We start from the raw sequence: 13,936 nt of genomic DNA on the forward strand, positions 1-13,936 counted from the left end.
ATCGTGAACAGGTTCTAAGGACTTCGCCCGCACCCAGGACTTCTACCAGGCCCTGGGTTTCAGCCTGCCCTGGAGCGACGACAACCTGGCCTACCTGCGCCACGGCAACTGCAGCTTCCTGCTGCAGAACTTCTATGTGCGCGAACAGGCGGAGAACTTCGTCATGCACCTGCTGGTGGAGGATGTGGATGCCTGGCACCGCCACCTGAGCGAGTCGGGCCTGACCGAACGCTTTGCCGTGCGCATGGGCGACCTTGTCGACCAACCCTGGGGGATGCGGGAATTCGTACTGTTCGACCCGAGCGGGGTGCTCTGGCATATCGCGCAGAATATCTAGGGGCTGCCCGCCTCTGGACATATGCGGAGCTTGCCGAAAGGCTTAAGGACGAAAGTCGAGGGGCAGGAATCGGCCGATTCTGTTGAAAAAGTCCCGTCGCGATCTTTCTCCATGAAAGACCGTTAGCGACGTTGGAATCTGATTCACTGAGAAGACGGAGCTGTCCTGGTTTTTACGTAGCAACGCCGAAATCGGGCGATTTCTGAGCCACCGAAAAGCAGCTCTCTCAGAAAGCGACTTTTTCAACAGAATCGGCCAAAAGCAGTCATCAAGCGTCTAGGAACGCCGGAGTGATTCACATCCGTGGCGGCCAGTTATGCGATTCGCCCTGGCAGTCTTTGCACCAGGCATACAGGGCGTCGTACATGATGAGGCCATGACGCAGCATTTCATGGTCGTCGCTGAAGGTCTTCGACAGTCCTAGTGAGATGGCATATAGCCCTGCCGACTGAGGAGTGAGATCAAGCCTTGAGGTATCGGCACCTCGCACAATCTGCGCCAGCTGCTGCAAGGCCGGATCGGCCAGTTGGTACTTCTTCAAGAACGCATCGAAGCTGCACAATTCGCCTTCATGAGTGAGTTCGACACCAGGGATATCGTAAGGCGTAGCGCCTTCCTCTCGCGCCAAACGCAGCACATCGCCACTCGGCACATAGAGAAACTCCGGCGCTGTGTCGATAAAGCGGGCGATCAGCCAAGGGCAGGCGATCCGGTCGATCTTCGGGCGTTCGCGGGTGACCCACTTCATGCAGCACCTCCTGCCTATCGGGATAGGCTCCGGGTGGGCTGGCCAGCGCTGTGCCAGCCAGCAAAGCCATCGATTAAGTAGCGCGCATCCAGGCCCATGGCCTCCAGTGTGGCGGCGATGCCCTGGCTGATTTCATGCCCCTTGGCGCAATAGACAATCACTGGTCTGTCCCGTGGAACCTGATCCTTCCAGGTGAATACTTCCTCGGGATCGCGCCAGTGTGCACCGGGGATTTCTGTGGCATCGGCAAGCCGAACGCTCGTGCGGCGTACATCCAGTAGGCTGAACGTCCGCCCTGCGGCCTGCCACTCAGCCAGTTCGCAGATCGATATTCGGCTCATTTCCCACCTCTCAGTTTTGCAGCAGGTGCACAGCCAGACCTACCAGCGCACAGGCTGCCAGCACCTGGATGACGCCACGTTTGAAGCGGAACAGAGCAACGGCGGCTGCCAGCGCGATCAGTGCTGATGGCCAGTCGAAGTGGCCGCTGAAACCTTGCGGCCAGAGCACGTGATAACCGAAGAACAACGCCAGGTTGAGGATCACCCCGACCACTGCGGCAGTGATGGCTGTCAGCGGTGCGGTGAACTTCAGTTCGTTGTGGGTCGACTCCACCAACGGGCCGCCTGCGAGAATGAACAGGAAGGACGGCAAGAAGGTGAACCAGGTGGCCAGGCTGGCGGCCACGGCTCCGGCTAGGAAGGCCTGATCGGAACCGAAGACCTGCTGCACATAGCCACCGACGAAGCCGACAAAGGCCACCACCATGATCAGCGGCCCCGGTGTGGTCTCGCCCAAGGCCAAGCCATCGATCATCTGCGTCGGGGTCAACCAGCCGTAGTGGCCGACTGCACCTTGGTAAACATAGGGCAATACCGCATAGGCCCCGCCAAAGGTCAGCAACGCGGCCTTGGTAAAGAACCAGCCCATCTGGGTCAACGTGCCCTCCCAGCCGAACAGGGCGGTCAGCAGGCCCATGGGCAATGCCCACAGCGCCGCGCCTATGACTGCCAGCAAGAGCAGGCGCGGCCAGCGAAAGCGTGCATGTTCCGATGCCGGGGTGTCGTCATCGATCAGCGCCGGGCCGAAGGATTGCTTGCTAGCACCGTGGCCGCCGCCGATGCTGAATTTGTCAGGGGCGAAACGCCCGCCGAAATAACCGATCACGGCGGCACCCAGCACGATCAGCGGGAACGGCAGGTTCAACGCGAAAATGGCGACGAAGGAGGCGGCGGCAATCGCCAACAGCCAGTTGTTCTTCAGGGCCCGCGAGCCGATGCGATGAGCGGCCTGTACCACGATGGCGGTGACTGCCGGCTTGATGCCATAGAACAACCCAGCCACCACCGGAACATCGCCGAAGGCGATGTAGACCCAGGAAAGCGCAATCAGGATAAACAGCGAGGGCAGTACGAACAGTACCCCGGCAATCACCCCGCCCCAAGTACGGTGCATCAGCCAACCGATATAGGTGGCCAACTGCTGGGCCTCCGGGCCGGGCAGCAGCATGCAGTAATTGAGGGCATGCAGGAAACGCCGCTCGGAGATCCAGCGCCGACGCTCAACCAGCTCCTGGTGCATGATCGAAATCTGCCCGGCTGGGCCGCCGAAACTAATGAAGCCCAGCTTCAGCCAGAAAGCGAAGGCCTGCCAGAAACTGACCGGCTGCGGTGCTTGCATCAGTGTTTCCGCGCTCTGCGCGGCTGTTTGCGTCACGTCGAGGGTACTCCTTTGTCGAAACTGGCCAGCAAACCGTCAAAAATGGCGGAAGCGGCGGTCAGCAATTGATCGTCTTGGGTCAGGGTTTCGCGCAGTCCGGCCAGCACGCTCTCGATACCTGCGGCTTCGGGCGGCTGCACGCCGCCCACGTCGAGGTAATGCACAAGTAAACCCAGCCGTGCGATAGCGGGTTGCTCCAGGCCGAAGCTTGCCGCCAACACCTCGAAGGTGACGCGACTGCCGACATGACTGAAGGTCGCGCCGTCGAAGTCGAAACCCAGCGCAGTAGCCGGACAATCCCCGGGACTGGCCAGCCACAGAATCCTGGCCTGTGGATCGATAAAACGACGGATCAGCCAGGCACTGGCCAAGCGATCCACCCATGGCCGCTGGCGGGTCGCCCAGATGCGCCCCTGGTAGTCGGATGAATGCAGCTGTGCGATGACACCGGCCATGGCGTGCGGCTCATCCGGGGACAGGGCTCGGGCGCAGGCCAACTCCAGCTCCTGCAAGGCTTTATCGGTTTGCTGTTGTGCCTCGCCAGGGAAAAAGTCGATTTCGACCAGGCTGGCGAAAGCTTTGCGGAGCTTGCGTACTTGCTTGAGCGTGTCCTGCACGGTATCGACAGTCAGCACATTCCGCGCTTGTACGACTTCACCCAGCACGGCCGCATAGTCTTCGCCGCGATCAAACAGGTCGATAAAGTTTGCTCCCTCGGGCTCTTCGACGCGCAGCACATGGGCCGCCCCACCAGCGTCCCGTACATCTGAGGCCAAACCATCCAAGGTGGCGCGACAGTCCTCGCGCTCAGGCATCAGATAGACACCATCACGCAGCACTGCCGCACCGGAGGCTTTCAGCGAGCGCCAAGCCCGTTGCCGAGCAGTAGCATTCTCGGTGGGCAAGGAAAGGATGAGTGCTAGCAGTTTCATTTGGTAGAGATATATTCACTAATGAATGAGTCTCTACATATTGAGCCAAAGCAAAGGAAGCCGCAAGCGCTTGCGGCGTGCCTACCGGCTTTCGGGACGAGTCAGAATCATCAGCATGGTGGATCACAATAAGCGGGGCTGGGCGTCTTGGCCGAAAGCAGCCCCCAAAAACACCTCAAACCTGGTCAAGCAACGCCGCATCACCTATCCGCGCCGCACACAGTTCACATTCAGCGCGGCGTATGCTCTGCCATCAGCTCCACCACCCAATCGATAAACACCCGCAGCTTGGCGCTGACATGCCGGTTGGGTGGGTAGGCCAGGTAGAGCGGCATGGGGTCCAGTTGCCAGTCCTCGAAGAGCGGCACCAGCGCCCCGCTCGCCCGGTGGGGCTTGGCCATGTAGTGCGGTAGCCAGAGGATGCCCAGGCCAGCCAGGCCGGCGGCGAGGTAGGCGTTGCCGTCGTCCACCGCCAGGGCCGGGCGGCCCAGCAAGCCGATACGTTCCTCGCCGCGCTGCATGATGCCGGCAAAGGCCTTGCGGCTGCGCGCGCCGAGGAAGGTAACTATATGGTGCGTCGCCAGTTCGCTCGGGTGTGCGGGCACGCCGGCGCGCGCCAGGTAGCCGGGCGATGCGTACACGCCTAGCTGCAGATCGCCCAGGTGCCTGGCCACCAGCGACTGGTCGCTGATTGTGCCGCCGCGCACCACGCAGTCCACGTTGTCGCCGATCAGGTCGACGTAGCGGTCGCTGACACCCAGGTCGAGCTGGATTTCGGGGTAGCGCTGGTGAAAGGCCGGTAGCGCCGGGATGAGGATCATGCTGGCCAGCGGGCTGGGCACGTCCACCCGCAGCCTGCCCCTGGGCACGGCCGAGGCGGCGGACAAGCTGGTTTCGGCGTCGTCCATGTCGGCCAGCAGGCGGATCACCCGCTCGTAGTAGGCGGCGCCATCGGCGGTGACGTTGACCTTGCGCGTGGTGCGGTTGAGCAGGCGCACGCGCAGTCGCGCCTCCAGCTGCTGCACCAGCTGGGTCACGCTGGTCTTGCTCATGTGCAGGGTGTCGGCGGCCTTGGTGAAGCTGCCGGTTTCCACTACGCGGGCGAAGGCCTGCATCGCATCGAAACGATCCATCGCGACTCCAGACTGATCAGGATTGTTTGGATTCTACAAACAGTGCTGGACAGTGTTGCTCGTTTATCGGTGCCGACCGTCTTCTTACAGTGACTCCATCGTAAACAACGGGCCGCAATGGCCGCGATGGAGGCATGCAATGACCAGTAAACGTGATGTGGTATTCCCACCTGACCGCCATGCGCTGTACGAGCTTCATCGCTACTCGCCGGCGATCCGCTCCAACGGCTTTCTGTTCGTGTCAGGTCAAGTCGGCAGCCGCAAGGATGGCTCGCCCGAGCAGGACCTGGGCGCGCAGGTACGCCTTACCTTTGCCAACCTCAATGCGATCCTGGCCGAAGCAGGCTGTAGCTTCGATGATGTGGTCGACACGACCATCTTCATGGTCGAGCCGGACTCGAAATTCGAGACCATCTGGGAAGTAGCGGCCGAGTATTGGGGCGAAGCACCTTACCCGACGGTGACCGCTATCGGCGTGACCTGGCTGTCTGGCTTCGACTTCGAGATCAAGGTGATCGCCAGGCTGCCGCAGTAGCCCAAGGCTGCTACGGGCAGGAGAGGTGTTTAGCTGTCGCTGGGTTACGCCTGTGGTAACCCAGCCTACGTGTGGGATGCGAGTCGGAACAGGTGGCGTCTATTCCGGCTGCGGCCCGATGGGGAAGAACTCGCCGCCGCTCCAGACGCCCAGCCAGGTCTGCCCGTCGATCTGGCGCGGCACAGCCAGCTCGACCAGCTGGTAGAACACATTGCGGTGCACCAGCGCTTCCAGGTTGGCGCGCACGAGCAGGTAGGGCGAGGGTTCCTCGGTCAGCGGGTCCAGTTCGATCCGCAGCGGGTGCTCGACGCCGGCCTCGATCTCGTCGTCAACATTGCTGGTGAAGCGCAGCACCTGCTGCTCGCCCGCGCCATCGACCTGCAGGGTCACGGCCACGAACGGCGCATCGTCGACGCTGATGCCGACCTTCTCCACCGGGGTGATCAGGAAGTAGTCGTCGCCGTCGCGGCGGATGATGGTGGAGAACAGCTTGACCATCGGCTTGCGGCCGATCGGCGTGCCCAGGTAGTACCAGGTGCCGTCGCGGGCGATGCGCATGTCGATGTCGCCGCAGAAATCCGGATTCCACAGGTGCACCGGCGGCAGGCCCTTGCCTTCGCCCTTGGGGATCTGCGCCAGCAGGTTGCCGGCCTTGCCCGGATCGCTCATTGCTTACTCCTCATCGCTGCGCCTGTCAGTATGCGGCGCCCAGCGGTTATTGCGAACTTACCCCCAGCAGGCCGCGGGCATATTGCTCGAACGGCGGCCGCAGAAGATCCTGAGGCTGCTGGTCATAGAATGTCAGGAAACCGCCGCGATTGCGGATGCGCGCGGTATCCACCAGGTAACGGGTATTGGTCTCGATCAGCATCAGCTGGATCACGCCGCTGTCCACGCCCAGGCGATCCAGGGCTTCCTGGTCATCCCACTCCTCCAGCGTGCCGATACGGTCGTCGGCCCCGGCGAAGCGGCTGTACAGCAGGTAGTGGGCGCCGGCATTGCGCGCCTCGCCCAGCGCCTCCTCCAGGCCCTGCGGCCGGGCCGCGCGACGCACCAGCGGGAAGTACTCGACAAAGGCGTTGAAGGCCTCCTCGGCCACCACATTGGGCCGCGGATAGGCGCTGCCCGGCGGTACGAAGTGGCTCTGGGCGATGAACACGAAAGAGTCGGGCTGCAGGCGCCAGGTGTTGGCCCGGCGGGTATCGCTGTGGTCGAGCACGCCGGCGTCGCGCAGGTGGTACTCGGTGCCGGCGGCCATATCGCTGACCTTCATGCAGCCACCCAGGCCAAGCAGGGCCAGCAGCAGAATCAAGCTACGCATCGCAAATCCTCCCAGGCCGGTGACGGAAAACCGGCGGATAGACGACCCCTGCAGCTTCCGCGCCAAGCTTCCAAAAACCTATATCGGATCTATTGAGCTAGAGCCAGGCAAGGCGCAACGACCAGCGGGAGTAACAGCCGCAGGCTGGCCCGAAGGGTAAGCGCCAGCGAATCAATTGGGTGAGGGCGCGGAGTTTACGAGCTGTAAATGAGCAGCCCGAACCCAATTTCAACGCAGCATGGCCGACGATCAAGAGATCCGTGCGCAATTCACAGGCCGCGCTGCCACTCCTGGCGCAACCGGGCCGCCTGCGGCTGCTCGATGGCCTGGCGCACCTGGGCCAGCAGGCGCGCCTTGTCCGCCCCCAGGTTGCCCTTGAGCACCAGGTAGTTGGAGGCGTGGTCGCTGCGAAACACCGTGTCGCGCAGCTCCAGGCCCTGCAGCAGGCGCTCGACTTCGACGAACAGCTCATGCTGGCCGAGCGGCTGGAAGTCGGCAAAACCTTCGCGAAAACGCTGCTCGCCGGTGGGGAAGCTGACCACCAGGGTGGAGAGGAACTCCGGCTGCGCGGCATTCATCAGGCGCGCCGAGTTGTCGGCGTGCTGCTGGCTCAGGCTGGTACCGCCGAGGCCGTTAAGGATCATCACCGAGCGGCTGATGCCGGCTTCGCCGAGTTTTTCCAGGGCGCTCAGGCTGGACGCGTAGGTCTCGCCCTTGTTGACCCGCGCCAGCACCTCGTCGTCGCCGGACTCGCAGCCGACATAGGCCATCTTCAGCCCGGCGTCCGCCAGTTCCTTGAGCTCGCCCACCGACTTCTTGCGCAGGTTGCGCGGCAGGCAGTAGCTGGAAACGCGGGTGACCTCGGGCATCTGCTCGCGGATGGCGCTGAGGATGTTCAGCAGGCGCCGCGTCGGCAGCACCAGGGCGTCGCCGTCGGCGAGGAACACCCGCTGGACGATCAGCTGCTGGCCGGCGCGGCGGATCTCCTCGAGCACCTCGGCCTCGTCGCGGGCGCGGAATTTCTTCTGCGGCTGGGTATACATCTCGCAGAAGGTGCAGGCGTTCCACGAGCAGCCGTTGGTCACCGGCAGGATCAGCGAGTGGGCTTCGCTCGGCGGACGGAATACCGGTTCGATGTAGGCGATGGGGAATTCTGCTGACATGATTTCTTGCTGACTCGGGGCGGCGCATCAGCCGCCGATAATTTTCATCACGGTGACCCCGCCGGAGAAGGCGATGTCCTGTTTGTCGGCCAGGGCCTGCACCAGTAGCCGCTGCAGGGCCGGCAGGGCCTGGTGGCGCGGTTTGTCGAGGAGGTCGCCGACATAGTGGCGGTTGCTCGACGACAGGCAGCCATGCAGCCAGCCGGTGGACGACAGGCGCAGGCGCGAGCAGGTGCGGCAGAACGGCACGCTTTCGTTGGCGATCACGCCGAAGAAGCCCTGCCCGGGAATCTCGTAGCGCAACGCGGTGGCATCCAGCGGCGCCTCGGCCTGGACGAATTCGTAGCGTTCGCCGATGCGCGCCAGCAGCTCGTTCATGCCGTAGAACTGCTGCTGGAAGGCATTGCCGTCGCGGGCCAGGTGGCCCATGCGCATCAGCTCGATGAAGCGCAGCTCGAAGCCGCGCTCCAGGCAGTAGTCGAGCAGCGGCAGGACCTGCTCGTGGTTGTGCCCGCGCAGCGGCACCATGTTGATCTTCACCTGCAGCCCCGCCGCACGCGCCTCCTCCAGGCCATGCAGCACGCTGGCCAGATCGCCGCCACGGGCGATCCGGGCAAACGCCTGCGGATCGAGGGTATCCAGGGAGATGTTCAGGCGGCGCATGCCGCATTCCAGCAGCAGCGGCAGCTTGCGGCTGAGCAGCTGGCCGTTGCTGGTCAGGCTGATGTCGGCGAGGCCGAGCTGGCTGACCTGGCGCAGGAACAGCTCGAGCTTGGGACTGACCAGCGGTTCGCCACCGGTGATGCGCAGGCGTTCGATGCCGGCCGCCTCGATCAGGTAGGCGACGCCACGCACCATGGCCTCGGCGGACAGCTCGTCCTGGGCCGCGACCAGACGCTTGCCGTTCGGCACGCAGTAGGTGCAGGCGTAGTTGCAGGCGGCGGTCAGGCTGATGCGCAGGTTGCGAAAGCGTCTGCCCTGGCGGTCAACGATCATGGGCGACTCCGGCTGGGTATAGTCCGGAGTATATGCCCGCCAGCGCGCGTAAAGTACGCTTCATTGGCGGGCTGAATATCACCTCAGGCAGCCGGGGTGTCGCCGTCGCGCTTGCGCTTGTTGCCCATGCGCACGCCGATGTCCATGAGGAACTGGAAGAAGCCGTCCTGGTCTTCCAGCACGTTGCTCCAGAACGGCGAGTGGTACAGCGCCACGGCGCCGTGCACCAGGGCCCAGGCCGCGCAGTAGTGGAAGTACGGCGGCACGTCTTCCAGCTTGCCTTCGGCGATGCGGCCCTTGATCAGCTGGGTCAGGCGCTCGAAGTTGGAGGCGCGGATCTTGTGTAGCTGGTCGACCATTTCCGGCACCTGGTTGCCCTTGACCACCTTCTCTTCCAGGCGGTCGAACAGCCGGTAGCGCTGCGGGTCGCGCATGCGGAACTCGAAGTAGGCGCGCGACAGGGCTTCCTTGTCGCGGTCGACGTCGGCCGAATGCAGCAGCTCGTTGAGGTCGCGCTCGTAGTCGAGCATCAGGCGCAGGTAGATCTCCGCCTTCGACTTGAAGTGCTTGTAGATGGTGCCTTTGCCGATGCCCACCGCGTCGGCGATCATCTCGACGGTTACGCTGTCTTCACCCTGTTCGAGGAAGAGCTTCAGCGCGGTATCGAGAATTTCCTGTTCGCGGCGGCGGAATTCACGGACTTTGCGAGGTTCTTTGTTCATAAAGTGACTACAGGATGAAAAATCGGGGCGCGTTATTATGCCTGTTCAGCGCTAAATTGCACGGATCATCGCCCATGTCAGCCATTTCCAGCGAATTCCCCCAGATTGCCGGCCTGCGTTACCTCAACCACGCCGCCGTCGCACCCTGGCCAAGGCGCGCCGCAGAGGCCGTGCAGCGCTTTGCCGAGCAGAACAGCCGGCTCGGCGCCCGCGACTACCCGGACTGGCTGAAAGTCGAGCTGCGCCTGCGCGAACGCTTGCAACGCCTGCTCAATGCACCGAGCCGCGGCGATATCGCCCTGGTCAAGAACACTTCCGAGGCCCTGTCGTTCGTCGCCTTCGGCCTCGACTGGCGGGCCGGCGACCAGGTGGTGATCAGCGACGAGGAGTTCCCCTCCAACCGCATCGTCTGGGAGGCGCTCAAGCCACGCGGGGTCGAGGTGATCCAGGTCAGCCTGCAGGGCCGGGACCCGGAGGCCGACCTGCTGGCCGCCTGCGGGCCGCGCACGCGGCTGCTGGCGATCAGCGCGGTGCAGTATGCCAGCGGCCTGCGCCTGGACCTGGAGCGCCTCGGCGCCGGCTGCCACAGCCGCGGCGTGCTGCTGTGCATCGATGCCATCCAGCAGCTCGGCGCCCTGCCCTTCGACGTGCAGGCCAGCGGCTGCGCCTTCGCCATGGCCGACGGGCACAAGTGGCTGCTCGGCCCGGAAGGCCTGGGCGTGTTCTATTGCCGCAGCGACCTGCGCGAACAACTGACCCTGCATGAATACGGCTGGCACATGCTCGAACATGCCGGCGATTACCAACGCAGCGACTGGCAACCGGCGCAGAGCGCGCGGCGCTTCGAATGCGGCAGCCCGAACATGCTCGGCGCCATGGCTCTGGAGGCCAGCCTGTCGCTGCTGGAGGAAGTCGGCATGGCCAGGGTTGGCGAGCAACTGGAAGAGCGCATGCAGCTGCTCCAGCAGGGCCTGCAGCGCCTGCCGGGCGCCAGCCTGCACAGCCCGCTGGACGCTCGGCGGCGCGCCGGCATCCTCACCTTCAGCCTGGCCGGCTGGGATAACCAGCAGCTGTTCGCCCGCCTGCGCCAGGAACAGGTGATCTGCGCGCAACGGGGCAAAGGTGTGCGCCTTTCACCACACTTCTACACGGATCATGCGGTGATCGAGCAGACAGTGGCGCTGCTGGGCCTGCTGGCACAAGGCTGAGTGCTCAGCAGCCGCAGTGGTATTCCAAATCCGTTTAAAAAAGCGCGGGAACCCGCCTGGACGCTGGGGAAACATGACCAATACTTGAGCTTACTGGTGCGCGGCATCTCCCCCCAAGTGCCCCGCCAGGCAAGATACCGTGGACCGCGTATCTTGATTTACTCCTAATGGTCTTGACCCGGATTCATCCCCCAGAACCCGGGTTTTTTTTGCCTGCGATTTGGCCAGAACATCCAGCCCACACCGGGAAAAAAGCCTCCGCTTGGCGAGTCGCTCAGACCACCCGCGCCAGCGGGAACAGACGCTTGAAGTTGGCGCTGGTCTGCGCGGCCAGGTCCTCGAACCGTTCGCCGCGCACCAGGGCCAGGAACTCGGCCACCTCGCGCACGTATTGCGGCAGGTTGGCCTTGCCGCGATAGGGAATCGGCGCGAGATAAGGCGAGTCGGTCTCCACCAGCAGGCGATCGGCCGGCACCTTGCGCGCCACTTCGCGCAGGGCATCGGCATTGCGGAAGGTGACGATGCCGGACAGCGAGATGTAAAAGCCCAGATCCAGCGCGGCCCTGGCCATCTCCCAGTCCTCGGTGAAGCAGTGCAGCACGCCGGCCTGGGGCAGCGCTGCCTCGCGCAGCAGGGCCAGGGTGTCGGCTCGCGCCTCGCGGGTGTGCACGATCACCGGCTTGCCGGTCTGCCGGGCAGCTTCGAGATGCAGGCGAAAGGATGCCTGCTGCAGTTCGGCGGCTTCCGGCTCGTAGTGATAGTCCAGGCCGGTTTCACCGATCGCCACCACATGCGGGTGGTTCAGCTCGGCCAGCAGCCAGTTCAGCACCGGCGCGGCGCCCGGCTGCAGATCCAGCGGGTGGACGCCGACCGAGCAATCGACATCGGCGTAGCGCTCGGTCAGCCCCTTGACCGCCGCGGCATTCTCCGCACTGACGCCGATGCACAGGAAGTGCCCCACGCCACGGGCGCGCGCGGCATCCAGGGCGGCATCCAGCGAGCCGCCGTGGGCTGCCAGGTCGAGACGGTCGAGGTGGCAATGGGAGTCGATCAGCATGGGCATACCACTCAAACGAAAACGCCACCCTCGCGGGTGGCGCAGAGTCATACGAATTGGCTTACATGGTGTGGGTCGGACGATCCGACTTCAGCGCACCGGCCAGGTAGGTTTCGATCTTGTTGCGCGCGGTGTTGTCACCATCGTTGAACTGCACGCCAACCCCGGCGGCCCGGTTGCCCTGGGCGCCTTTCGGGGTGATCCACACCACCTTGCCGGCCACCGGGATCTTCTCCGGCTCGTCCATAAGGTTGAGCAGCATGAACACCTCGTCACCGAGCTTGTAGCTCTTGGCCGTGGGAATGAACAAGCCGCCATTCTTGATGAAGGGCATATAGGCGGCGTAGAGCACGGACTTGTCCTTGATGGTCAGGGACAGGATTCCGTTACGCGGTCCAAGATTGGGTGGCAAGCTCATGCGGCATTCCTAGCAAACTATCCAATTTTCGATTCTAGCCCGGTCCAGGCAGGCTTGCCCACTGCACCAGCAGTGCTTCGAGAAGCAAGACACTGTTCAGATTGGCCTTATTCAGGACTTTCTGGCGCTGCTGCAGCAGCCAGTCCTGCATCGCCAGCACCCGCGCTTGCGGGGTTTTGCCCGCCAGGTACTGCACCACCTTGCGCATATCCGCCAGACCCAGGCCCTCTTCGTCCTGGGTCAGCTGATAGCGCAGCATGGCCTGTGTCCAGTCGCAGAACCAGTCGAACAGCATGGCCATCGGCAGGGTCTTCCAGGCCTCGGCCAGCTGGCTGGCGCTGGCCTGCTGCTTGAGCAGTTTCTTCACCCCCTCAACCACCTGCGCGCGCTGTTCACGCACGCCCTGCTGGTGCAGGCGCCGCGCCATCAGCGGCGAACCACCGGCGAGGACGAGCAGTTCGCCGCGCTCGTCCTCGCCGCACTCGGGCAAGGCCTCGGCCAGCCAGGCCAGGCTGCTGGCCTGATCGGGCAGCGGACAGGCCTGCTGCACGCAGCGACTCTTCACCGTCGGCAGCAGCCGGCTGGGCTGGTGGCTGACCAGCAGCAGCACGGTATTGCCGGCCGGTTCTTCCAGGCTCTTGAGCAAGGCGTTGGCGGCATTGATGTTCATCGCCTCCACCGGCTCCAGTAGCACCACCTTGCGCCCGCCGAGCTGGGCGGTCTGCACCACGAAGCTGACCAGATCGCGCACCTGGTCGACCTTGATGCCCTTGTCGGCCTCTTCCGGCTCGAGGATGTAGTTGTCCGGGTGACTGCCGGCCGCCAGCAGGTGACAGCCCTTGCACTGGCCGCAGGCCTCCAGGCCGCTCGGCCTCTGGCACAGCAGCAGCGCCATCAGGCGTTCGGCCAGGTGGCGCTTGCCGATGCCGGCCGGGCCGTGCAGCAGGTAGGCGTGGGCATGCTGCTGGCGCCCGGCCAGCTGCTGCCACAGGGCCTGCTGCCAGGGGTAGGCTTCAGGCACGGCAACGCTCCAGGATTTCCGGCAGCAGCCGGTCGATGGACTGCTGCACGCCGGCCAGCGACTGCGCCGCATCCAGCACGCGGTAGCGGGCCGGCGCAGCCTTGGCGCGCTGCAGGTAGGTGTGGCGCACCGCATCGAAAAAGCTGCGCCCCTCCTGCTCGAAGCGGTCCAGGCGCCCGCGGGCGGCCGCGCGGGACAGACCGACCTCGATCGGCAGGTCGAAGACCAGGGTCAGGTCGGGACGCAGCTCGCCCTGCACGAAATTTTCCAAGGTAGCGATGCGCGCGACGGACAGCCCACGGCCACCGCCCTGGTAGGCATAGGTGGCATCGGTGAAGCGATCGCAGAGCACCACGCAGCCCCGGGCCAGGGCCGGGCGGATGACTTCGGCCAGGTGCTGGGCGCGTGCGGCGAACACCAGCAGCAGCTCGGTATCGGCGGCCATCTGCTCATCGCTGGGGGTCAGCAGCAGCTCGCGGATGCGCTCGGCCAGCGGCGTGCCCCCCGGTTCGCGGGTCAGCAGCACCTCGATGCCCTGCTCGCGCAGGCGCTCGGCGAGGTATTCGCGGTTGGTGCTTTTGCCGGCGCCTTCCGGGCCTTCAAGGGTGATAAACAGACCGCTCACG

Annotated in this window: 16 protein-coding genes and 1 pseudogene; 3 read left to right on the forward strand and 14 right to left on the reverse strand. The window is 64.2% G+C overall.

All coding sequences use genetic code 11. From position 1 onward, the window contains the following. Positions 1 to 28: 28 nt before the first annotated feature. Positions 29 to 337: pseudogene (locus GV001_RS15295) on the forward strand (VOC family protein); the annotation flags it as partial. A 295-nt stretch (positions 338 to 632) separates the two neighbouring features. Here GV001_RS15295 and GV001_RS15300 read toward each other — a convergent pair. The 5 genes from GV001_RS15300 to GV001_RS15320 form a co-directional block, all read right to left on the reverse strand. After that, positions 633 to 1,085, reverse strand: coding sequence for a chromate resistance protein ChrB domain-containing protein (locus GV001_RS15300; RefSeq protein WP_160081327.1), 453 nt, complete (start codon positions 1,083 to 1,085; stop codon positions 633 to 635). Between the two features lie 14 nt (positions 1,086 to 1,099). Continuing rightward, a complete protein-coding gene (locus GV001_RS15305; protein ID WP_160081329.1) occupies positions 1,100 to 1,426 on the reverse strand; it encodes a rhodanese-like domain-containing protein in 327 nt (108 codons plus the stop codon). Between the two features lie 10 nt (positions 1,427 to 1,436). Beyond that, complete coding sequence (chrA, locus tag GV001_RS15310; RefSeq protein ID WP_160081331.1) at positions 1,437 to 2,765, reverse strand: chromate efflux transporter; 1,329 nt, start codon at positions 2,763 to 2,765, stop codon at positions 1,437 to 1,439. Positions 2,766 to 2,797: 32 nt separating this feature from the next. After that, positions 2,798 to 3,736 carry a chromate resistance protein ChrB domain-containing protein gene (locus tag GV001_RS15315; protein WP_160081333.1) on the reverse strand — a complete coding sequence of 313 codons (939 nt, stop codon included), beginning with the start codon at positions 3,734 to 3,736 and terminating at the stop codon, positions 2,798 to 2,800. 230 nt (positions 3,737 to 3,966) lie between these two features. Beyond that, complete coding sequence (locus GV001_RS15320) at positions 3,967 to 4,869, reverse strand: LysR family transcriptional regulator (protein ID WP_160081335.1); 903 nt, start codon at positions 4,867 to 4,869, stop codon at positions 3,967 to 3,969. Positions 4,870 to 5,008: 139 nt separating this feature from the next. Here GV001_RS15320 and GV001_RS15325 point away from each other — a divergent pair, with 139 nt between their 5' ends. After that, positions 5,009 to 5,404, forward strand: a complete 396-nt coding sequence (locus GV001_RS15325) for a RidA family protein (RefSeq protein WP_160081337.1) — start codon at positions 5,009 to 5,011, stop codon at positions 5,402 to 5,404. A gap of 99 nt (positions 5,405 to 5,503) precedes the next feature. Here the strand turns inward: GV001_RS15325 and GV001_RS15330 are convergent, their stop codons facing one another. The 5 genes from GV001_RS15330 to GV001_RS15350 form a co-directional block, all read right to left on the reverse strand. Then, a complete protein-coding gene (locus tag GV001_RS15330; protein WP_160081339.1) occupies positions 5,504 to 6,073 on the reverse strand; it encodes a DUF1285 domain-containing protein in 570 nt (189 codons plus the stop codon). 46 nt (positions 6,074 to 6,119) lie between these two features. After that, complete coding sequence (locus tag GV001_RS15335) at positions 6,120 to 6,725, reverse strand: DUF4823 domain-containing protein (RefSeq protein ID WP_160081341.1); 606 nt, start codon at positions 6,723 to 6,725, stop codon at positions 6,120 to 6,122. A gap of 269 nt (positions 6,726 to 6,994) precedes the next feature. Next, positions 6,995 to 7,888 (reverse strand): radical SAM protein, encoded by an 894-nt coding sequence (locus GV001_RS15340; protein ID WP_160081343.1) that lies wholly within the window; start codon positions 7,886 to 7,888, stop codon positions 6,995 to 6,997. Positions 7,889 to 7,915: 27 nt separating this feature from the next. Then, a complete protein-coding gene (locus GV001_RS15345) occupies positions 7,916 to 8,884 on the reverse strand; it encodes a GTP 3',8-cyclase MoaA (RefSeq protein WP_160081345.1) in 969 nt (322 codons plus the stop codon). 83 nt (positions 8,885 to 8,967) lie between these two features. Beyond that, positions 8,968 to 9,606 (reverse strand): TetR/AcrR family transcriptional regulator, encoded by a 639-nt coding sequence (locus GV001_RS15350; protein WP_160081347.1) that lies wholly within the window; start codon positions 9,604 to 9,606, stop codon positions 8,968 to 8,970. A 74-nt stretch (positions 9,607 to 9,680) separates the two neighbouring features. Here GV001_RS15350 and GV001_RS15355 point away from each other — a divergent pair, with 74 nt between their 5' ends. Beyond that, positions 9,681 to 10,814 (forward strand): aminotransferase class V-fold PLP-dependent enzyme, encoded by a 1,134-nt coding sequence (locus tag GV001_RS15355; RefSeq protein WP_160081349.1) that lies wholly within the window; start codon positions 9,681 to 9,683, stop codon positions 10,812 to 10,814. A 274-nt stretch (positions 10,815 to 11,088) separates the two neighbouring features. Here the strand turns inward: GV001_RS15355 and GV001_RS15360 are convergent, their stop codons facing one another. The 4 genes from GV001_RS15360 to tmk form a co-directional block, all read right to left on the reverse strand. Beyond that, on the reverse strand, positions 11,089 to 11,871 hold the full coding sequence (locus tag GV001_RS15360; RefSeq protein ID WP_160081351.1) for a TatD family hydrolase: 783 nt from the start codon (positions 11,869 to 11,871) through the stop codon (positions 11,089 to 11,091). Positions 11,872 to 11,932: 61 nt separating this feature from the next. Continuing rightward, complete coding sequence (locus GV001_RS15365) at positions 11,933 to 12,289, reverse strand: PilZ domain-containing protein (protein ID WP_110682561.1); 357 nt, start codon at positions 12,287 to 12,289, stop codon at positions 11,933 to 11,935. 34 nt (positions 12,290 to 12,323) lie between these two features. Continuing rightward, positions 12,324 to 13,310, reverse strand: a complete 987-nt coding sequence (locus GV001_RS15370; protein ID WP_160081353.1) for a DNA polymerase III subunit delta' — start codon at positions 13,308 to 13,310, stop codon at positions 12,324 to 12,326. Beyond that, entirely contained in the window at positions 13,303 to 13,935 is a 633-nt protein-coding gene (gene tmk / locus GV001_RS15375; protein ID WP_160081355.1) for a dTMP kinase, read from the reverse strand. Before tmk ends, GV001_RS15370 begins: the two co-directional genes overlap by 8 nt. Position 13,936 lies beyond the last annotated feature (1 nt).

Source organism: Pseudomonas sp. 8AS (assembly GCF_902506505.1).
In the GTDB taxonomy this organism is placed as follows: Bacteria; Pseudomonadota; Gammaproteobacteria; order Pseudomonadales; family Pseudomonadaceae; genus Aquipseudomonas.